Annotated in this window: 7 protein-coding genes and 1 pseudogene; 6 read left to right on the forward strand and 2 right to left on the reverse strand. The window is 65.6% G+C overall.

The window, feature by feature from the left end:
- Window positions 1–209: 209 nt before the first annotated feature.
- Complete coding sequence (locus tag Q8R75_RS19630; protein WP_305626028.1) at window positions 210–1823, reverse strand: iron ABC transporter permease; 1614 nt, start codon at window positions 1821–1823, stop codon at window positions 210–212.
- A 167-nt stretch (window positions 1824–1990) separates the two neighbouring features.
- Here Q8R75_RS19630 and Q8R75_RS19635 point away from each other — a divergent pair.
- From Q8R75_RS19635 to Q8R75_RS19660, 6 genes and pseudogenes are all read left to right on the forward strand, one after another.
- Window positions 1991–2563, forward strand: a pseudogene (locus Q8R75_RS19635) (ABC transporter ATP-binding protein); the annotation flags it as partial.
- A 249-nt stretch (window positions 2564–2812) separates the two neighbouring features.
- Entirely contained in the window at window positions 2813–3076 is a 264-nt protein-coding gene (locus Q8R75_RS19640; protein WP_305612733.1) for a TOBE domain-containing protein, read from the forward strand.
- On the forward strand, window positions 3073–3780 hold the full coding sequence (gene aat, locus Q8R75_RS19645; protein WP_305612717.1) for a leucyl/phenylalanyl-tRNA--protein transferase: 708 nt from the start codon (window positions 3073–3075) through the stop codon (window positions 3778–3780). Before Q8R75_RS19640 ends, aat begins: the two co-directional genes overlap by 4 nt.
- Window positions 3781–3794: 14 nt before the next feature.
- The gene (locus Q8R75_RS19650) at window positions 3795–4544 is read left to right on the forward strand and encodes an arginyltransferase (protein WP_305612719.1); all 750 of its coding nucleotides are present in this window, start codon (window positions 3795–3797) and stop codon (window positions 4542–4544) included.
- Between the two features lie 73 nt (window positions 4545–4617).
- Entirely contained in the window at window positions 4618–5628 is a 1011-nt protein-coding gene (locus Q8R75_RS19655; RefSeq protein WP_305612720.1) for a quinone-dependent dihydroorotate dehydrogenase, read from the forward strand.
- Between the two features lie 215 nt (window positions 5629–5843).
- On the forward strand, window positions 5844–6623 hold the full coding sequence (locus Q8R75_RS19660; RefSeq protein ID WP_305612721.1) for an energy transducer TonB: 780 nt from the start codon (window positions 5844–5846) through the stop codon (window positions 6621–6623).
- 10 nt (window positions 6624–6633) lie between these two features.
- Here the strand turns inward: Q8R75_RS19660 and Q8R75_RS19665 are convergent, their stop codons facing one another.
- Entirely contained in the window at window positions 6634–7641 is a 1008-nt protein-coding gene (locus tag Q8R75_RS19665; protein ID WP_305663830.1) for an NAD-dependent epimerase, read from the reverse strand.
- Window positions 7642–7743: the final 102 nt, after the last annotated feature.

Genomic DNA, 7743 nt, shown 5'->3' on the forward strand with positions numbered 1-7743 from the left:
AGATCCAGGCGCAGTGTGCGCTCATGCGCAAAATGCTCACCGGCATCTGGGCTTGCATCCGCAACAACACACCCTTCAATTCCGCGTCACTGTTCTCAAATCCCTCTACAGTGACTTGACGGCAAACGGAGTATCTACGAAGGGCAAGCACTGTTACGGCTTTCGTGACGGGCATCAGCAGCTCGCCCTGCACGGCCGGACATAAGGCTTCACGCCCGGCGCGAGCGCGCGATCTGTCGCGACAGCATGATCACCGGCAGCAATCCGACTGCGACGATGGTGAGCGCGGCGGTCGACGCTTCCTGCAACCGCTCGTCGCTGGCCAGCGTATAGGCCTGGGTGGCCAGCGTATCGAAGTTGAACGGGCGCATGACCAGCGTGGCCGGCAGCTCCTTCATCACATCGACGAACACCAGCAGTGCGGCGGTCAGCAGGCTGCCGCGCAACATCGGCCAGTGAACGCGGCGCAGGGTGGCACCGGCGCCCAGCCCGAGGCTGCGCGCTGCCTCGTCCATGCTGGGCGTGATGCGCGCCAGACCGGATTCGACCGATTGCAGCGACACCGTCAGAAAGCGCGCCAGATAGGCATAGATCAGCGCACCGACGCCGCCGGTCAGCAGCAGGCCCGGGTTGCTGCCGGTCCACTGCAGCCACAGACCGGACAGCACATGATCGAGCCGGGTGACCGGAATCAGGATACCGACCGCGATCACCGCACCCGGCACGGCGTAGCCAAGCCCGACCACGGAACGCGCCAGCGCGACCATGCGCGAGCGGCTGCTGCGTGCGGCATAGGCGAGCAGCAGTGCCAGCGCCACGGCAAGGACACTGGCGACGGCGGCCAGCGTGAAGCTGTTCGCCGCAAGACGGATGAAGCGCTGGCCGAACTGTGCGTCACCTTCGGACATCGCCCAGCTCAGCAGCACACCGGCCGGCACGATGAAGCCGGCAGCCAGCGGCAGCAGGCACAGAAGGGTGACCAGCCAGCCGGCACCCCGGCCCAGCGTGTGGCGACGCGCACTGGCGCCGGCACGACCGCTGTCATTGAAGCGCGCCGCGCCGCGCGTCAGCCGCTCCGCCAGCAACAGCGTGGCGACAAAGCCCAGCAACAGTGCGGCCAGCTGTGCCGCGGCGACACGATCACCGAGCGAAAACCAGGCGCGGTAGATGCCGGTGGTGAAGGTCTGCACGCCGAAATAGCTCACTGCGCCGTAATCGGCCAGCGTTTCCATCAGCGCGAGCGACACACCGGCCACGATAGCCGGGCGCGCCAGCGGCAGCGACACGCGGAAAAACGCCGCCCAGGCGCCCTGCCCCAGCATGCGCGCGGCTTCGGTCAGGCCCGCGGCACGTTCGAGCAGCGATTGCCGGGTCAGCAGATAGACATACGGGTAAAGCACTGCAATGAACATGCAGGCCGCGCCGCCGGTCGTGCGCACATCGGGAAACCAGTAATCGCCGCGCTCCCAGCCGAAGGTGTCGCGCAGCGCGGTCTGCACCGGGCCGACGAACTGCAGCAGGTCGGTGTAGGTGTAGGCCATCACGTAAGCGGGTGTGGCCAGCGGCAACACCAGTGCCCAGTCGAGCACACGCCGGCCCGGAAATTCCCACATCACGCTGGCCCAGGCGGTCGACACCCCGATCAATGCGGTACCGAGGCCGACCCACAGACACAGCCAGAGGGTAGTGGCGACGTATTCCGGCAGCACGGTCGATGCCAGATGCGACCAGGTTCCGGACGTGCCGCCCTGCAGCAGATTGACCAGCACCGAAATGACTGGCGCAGCCACGAGCAGCGCAAGCAGCAGAGCGATCAGCGACAACAGTGAAAGGCGACGCAGGTGCAAGGGGCGGTGTGTTGTGCGTGCAGGGGGCACCCCCGGAACAGACGATGTGCCGGGGGCGGAGTCACCGCATTATAATTGAGAGCTATTATCGATATCGGCCGGCGGCGGGTTTTTCCGCGTAACGGCATTCAGACTGCGATGCCATGCCACAACTAGTGCTTGATTCCGTCCGGATCGCCTACGGCCATACCGGAGTGGTGCACGACCTTTCGCTGAGTCTGGCGCGCGGTCGCATCGGCTGCCTGCTCGGCCCGTCCGGCTGCGGCAAGACCTCGGTGCTGCGTGCCATCGCCGGCTTCGAACCGCTGCAGGGCGGAACCATCGCGATCAACGGCGAAATCGTGTCATCGGCCACCACTCATCGCGCACCTGAACGCAGGCGCATCGGCATGGTGTTCCAGGACTTTGCACTGTTCCCGCATCTGAGCGTGGCCGACAACGTCGCCTTTGGTCTGACAGAAGGTTCGCGTGGCGCACGTCGCGCACGCGCCGACGACATGCTGGCGGTGGTCGGGCTGGCCGAGCACGCAGATAAATTTCCACACCAGCTATCGGGCGGCCAGCAGCAGCGCGTGGCACTGGCGCGCGCGCTGGCACCCGACCCGGAACTGCTGCTGCTGGATGAGCCGTTCTCCAGCCTCGACGTCGAACTGCGTTCCCGGCTCGCCATCGAGCTGCGCGACATCCTGAAGGAACGCAACATCACCGCCATTCTGGTCACGCACGACCAGCAGGAGGCGTTCGTGATCGCCGACGAAATCGGCGTGATGCAGGCCGGCCGCCTGCAGCAATGGGACAGCGCCTACAACCTCTATCACCGGCCGGAAAGCCGCTTCGTAGCCGATTTCGTCGGCCAGGGCGTGTTCCTGCCCGGCAGGCTGCGCAATGACAACGAGGTGGAACTCGAACTGGGCATCCTGCGCAGCGAGTTTCCGTTCGCCTGCGAAGACGACTGCCCGCGCTGCATGGCCGACAGTCAAGTCGATGTGCTGCTTCGCCCGGACGATCTGGTACACGACGACGCGGCACTGCTGCGCGCCGAGGTGCTCGCAAAATCCTTCCGTGGCGCGGATTTCCTGTACACGCTGCGACTGGCGTCGGGCCGGCGGGTGTTGTCCCTTGTGCCGTCGCACCACAACCACGCGATCGGCGAATTCATCGGCATACGGCTCGACGCCGACCATGTGGTCGCTTTCCGTCATCCGGAAACGGCCACGGACCATCCGTGATCCCCTGGCTTGAACCGGGCGCACCGTTCCCGCCGGTCGAACGGGCGCTGCGGGAACCCGACGGACTGCTCGCCGCCGGCCTCGAACTGACGCCGGATCGCATCATCGACGCTTACCGTCAGGGCATCTTTCCGTGGTTTTCCGACGGCCAACCGGTGCTTTGGTGGAGCCCGGATCCGCGCATGGTGCTGCTACCGTCGGAAATCCGCATCACGCGCTCAATGGTCAAGGTGCTGCGCAACCGGCCCTACGAGGTGCGCTGCGACAGCGCGTTCGAGACCGTGATGCGCGCCTGCGCTGCGCCGCGCGACGGTCAAGGGGGCACCTGGATCAGCGACGAAATGGTCGCGGCCTACACCGCGCTGCACCACAGCGGCTACGCGCACAGCGTCGAAACATGGATCGACGGCCGGCTGGCCGGCGGTCTGTACGGCATGGCGATCGGGCGCATGTTCTACGGCGAGTCGATGTTCTCGACCGAGCGCGACGCGTCCAAGATTGCGCTCGTTCATCTGGCGCGCTATCTTGAAACGCAGGGGTTCGGGCTGATCGACTGCCAGATGAACACCGGCCACCTGGGCAGCATGGGCGGTCGTGAAATACCGCGGCGCGAATTCTGCCGCGTTATGGCACAGTGCATCGCTGACGGCCCGCCGCCCGGACGCTGGCCGACTGACCTGATTCCACCTTACTACCGCATCTGAATCCGTTCAACGCGATGGCGCTTCTCAAGGACCTCCCCTTCACCTCGCTGCAGTTCTACGCCACGGCGCCATATGCCTGCTCGTACCTGCCGGGGCGCACCGCGCGCTCGCAGGTGGCGACACCGTCGAACCTGATCGATGCGCGCCTCTACAGCGATCTGGTGCGGACCGGGTTCCGGCGCAGTGGCGTGTTCACCTATCGCCCCTACTGCGACGCCTGTCGCGCCTGCACACCGGTGCGCGTGCGGGTGGAGGAATTCGGATCCACGCGCAGCCAACGCCGCGCACTGACCCACCACGCCAACCTGCAGACGCGCGAAGCGCCGCTCGCCTTCCGCGACGAACACTACGACCTGTATCAGCGCTACCAGTCGAGCCGGCACAGCGGCGGCGGCATGGATCAGGATTCGCGCGAACAGTATTCGCACTTCCTGCTGCAAAGCCACGTCGATACGCGGCTGATCGAATTCCGCGAAGGTCATGCCACCGATGGCCCGCTGCGCATCGTCAGCATCGTCGACATCCTCGATGACGGCCTGTCATCGGTGTACACCTATTACGACCCCGATGTGCCAGGCGCCAGCTACGGCACCTTCAACATCCTGTGGCAGATCGATCTGGCACGCCTGCTCGGCCTGAGCTACCTCTATCTCGGCTACTGGATAGAAGACAGCCCGAAGATGGCCTACAAGTCGCGTTTCCAGCCGCTCGAAGGTCGCGTGAACGGCAACTGGCGCCTGCTCGACGACCTCTCTCCCGAATAAGGACGGCCGCTGGATTGCCGTCCGTTTCCACTTCCGGCGTCCATTTCCTGCGCCTGTTTTCCGGATTCTTCCCATGCTCTATCCGCTGCTGCGGCCGCTGCTGTTTTCACTCGACGCCGAACGCGCCCACGACCTGACGCTGGGCACGCTCGCGCGCGCACCTTCGCTGATTCCGGCACTGCACCTGCCAGCCCGGCCGGTGCAGTGCATGGGCCTGACCTTTCCGAATCCGGTCGGTCTGGCCGCCGGGCTCGACAAGAACGGCGCCGCGATCGACGGGCTCGCCCGGCTCGGCTTCGGCTTCATCGAAATCGGCACGATCACGCCGCGCCCGCAGCCGGGCAACCCCAAGCCGCGCATGTTCCGACTGCCGGCCGCGCAGGGCATCATCAACCGCATGGGCTTCAACAACCTCGGGCTGGACGTACTGATCGCCAATGTCGAACGGTCGCGCTACGTGCGCGCCGGCGGCATCCTCGGCATCAACATCGGCAAGAACGCCGACACGCCGATCGAGCGTGCCGTCGATGACTACCTGATCGGCCTGCGCGGCGCACACGCGCACGCGAGCTACATCACGGTCAACATTTCCAGCCCGAATACGAAAAATCTGCGTCAGCTGCAGGGCAGCGACGAGTTGAACGCGCTGCTCGGCGCGCTCGACGCCGAGCGGAAGACACTGGATGCCGGGGCCGGCCGGCGCGTGCCGCTGGCGCTGAAAATTGCGCCCGACCTCGACGAGGCGCAGATCGATGCCATCGCTGACGCCGCGGTGCGCCATCACATCGACGCACTGATTGCGACCAACACCACCCTGTCGCGCGAAGGTGTTGAAACACTGCCTCACGGTGCTGAAAGCGGCGGCTTGTCCGGCGCGCCGGTACGCAGCCGCTCCACTGCCGTGCTGGCAGCACTGGCGCAGCGGCTGGCCGGCCGCGTGGCGCTGATCGGCGTCGGCGGCATCACCGAAGGCCACCACGCGCGCGAAAAAATCGACGCCGGCGCACAGTTGGTGCAGCTCTACAGCGGCCTGATCTATCGCGGTCCGGCACTGGTGGCCGAGGCGGCGGCAGCGCTGCGCTGACGGCATCACAACCGGGAGTTTTTCCCGAGTTCGGCGTTCAAGATCCGTGTAGCCCGGCAGCTCCAGCCCGCATCCAGTCGCCATCTGCCGCACGCGGTCTGTCCGGCGCGCACGGATGGGAGCGCATCACAAGCGCGGCCAATTGAAGTAAAGTCCGGCGCTGCCTCGCAGTTCGCCGCTTCCGACACGCCCCGGGCCCTGTCTGCACGCAACAGATGAATCCAGACTCGCTTCTTCGCCCGTCATACATCGCCTACTTCCGGGATTTTTCCGGCCTGCGCTCACCGTTCTGGATTGCAGCGCTGGTCCTGTCTGTCCTGTTTCATGCGTACGTCGTGTGGCAGGCGTCGCGCTACACCCCCGAGCCGCCCGATGCCGAGGAAGTCCGGGTCGATGTTCGCATGATCGAACCGCCTCCGCCCCCGCCTCCGCCGCCTCCCCCTCCGCAGGTGGTCGTACCGCCCCCGCCGGCACCACCGCCGCCGAAACCGGTGCCCAAGCCGCCGAAGGAAGTGCCTCGTCAGCCGCCCCCGCCGATACTGGCGGCCCCGCCGGCACCCGCCGCACCGGCCGAGCGCGTGGTGCCGGTTCAACCTGAGCCGGTACCGCTGCCGCCGATCGACACGCCTCCGCCGCCCCCTGCGCCGCCGGCACCACCACCGCAGGTCGCCGCACCGCCGGTGCCGGCCGCGCCGGTCGAGGATCTGAATGCGCTGATCGACGGTTTCGGACGCGATCTGCTGCGTGCGTTCGAAGCGAGCAAGGTCTATCCGCGGGTGGCGCAGATGCGCAACATCGAGGGCAAGCTGAAGCTGAGGTTGTTCTTCGAAAACGGTGAGCTGGTCAACGTCGTGGTCATCGAAGGCAGCGGAAACAAGCTGCTGGATGACGCCGCAATAGCGGACGGACGCAAACTCAAGTCGCTTGTGATGCCGGGCAGGCTGACGCGGGAATCGTTTACTCGCGAATGGTGGGTCAATTACACGCTGAAATAGGAACGCCGGCTCACACCTGGTAGTAGTCGCGATACCAGCGCACGAAGCGCGCCACGCCTTCGCCAATCGGCGTACCCGGCATGAAGCCGGTCCACTCGGTCAGTTCCGACACGTCGGCATACGTTGCCGGTACATCGCCCGGCTGCATCGGCAGCAGATTCTTCTGCGCCTTAATGCCGACCGCGTCCTCGATGGCTGCGATGAAATCCATCAGCAGCACCGGCCCCTGATTGCCGATGTTGAACACCCGGTAAGGTGCGCGTGAATGGCCCGGATGCGGTGCCAGCGGATCGAACGACGGATCGGCTTCGGCCGGGCGATCGAGCGTGCGGATCACCCCTTCGGCAATATCGTCGACATAGGTGAAGTCACGCTGCATCCGGCCGTGATTGAACACGTCGATCGGCCGGCCTTCGAGAATGGCCCGGGTGAACAGGAACAGCGCCATGTCCGGTCGGCCCCACGGGCCGTAAACCGTGAAGAAGCGCAGTCCGGTGGTCGGCAGGCCGTACAGGTGGCTGTAGGTGTGGGCCATGAGTTCGTTGGACTTCTTGGTCGCGGCGTACAGGCTCATGGGGTGGTCCACGTTGTCGTGAACGCTGAGCGGCATGGTGGTGTTCATGCCATACACGGACGAGGACGAGGCATAGGTCAGGTGCCCGACCTTGTTGTGGCGGCAGCCTTCCAGGATGTTCAGGAAGCCGACGATGTTGGAGTCGATGTAGGCGCGCGGGTTCTCGATGGAGTAGCGCACCCCGGCCTGGGCCGCCAGGTTCACCACATGGGTGAAGCCGTGCTCGGCGAAGAGCGTGGCCATGGCCACGGTGTCCGCCATGTCGATCTGGGCGAAGGTGAACGTGGGCTCGGCCTTCAGCAGGTCCAGGCGGGCGTGCTTGATCTCCACGGAATAGTAGTCGTTGACGATGTCCAGCCCGACAACCTCATGCCCCATGGCCAGCAAACGGCGGGAGAGGTGGAATCCGATGAATCCGGCGGCGCCGGTGACGAGAGTTTTCATGGTGAGCGTCCTGTGGTTGTCGTGCTGGTGGTTTGAGGGGGGTGGTGTACCCGTCCGGCCGGGCAAAGGCAAGACTCACTCCAGGCGCAGGGCCTTGAGCAC

The sequence above is a fragment of the Methyloversatilis sp. genome (assembly GCF_030696805.1).
Lineage (GTDB): Bacteria > Pseudomonadota > Gammaproteobacteria > Burkholderiales > Rhodocyclaceae > Methyloversatilis.

Excerpts from the sequence above, each read along its gene's own strand:
- Q8R75_RS19660 (WP_305612721.1), top strand. The coding sequence starts at position 5,844 with ATGAATCCAGACTCGCTTCTTCGCCCGTCATACATCGCCTACTTCCGG.
- Q8R75_RS19665 (WP_305663830.1), bottom strand. The coding sequence starts at position 7,641 with ATGAAAACTCTCGTCACCGGCGCCGCCGGATTCATCGGATTCCACCTC.
- Q8R75_RS19640 (WP_305612733.1), top strand. The coding sequence starts at position 2,813 with ATGGCCGACAGTCAAGTCGATGTGCTGCTTCGCCCGGACGATCTGGTA.
- Q8R75_RS19650 (WP_305612719.1), top strand. The coding sequence starts at position 3,795 with ATGGCGCTTCTCAAGGACCTCCCCTTCACCTCGCTGCAGTTCTACGCC.
- Q8R75_RS19655 (WP_305612720.1), top strand. The coding sequence starts at position 4,618 with ATGCTCTATCCGCTGCTGCGGCCGCTGCTGTTTTCACTCGACGCCGAA.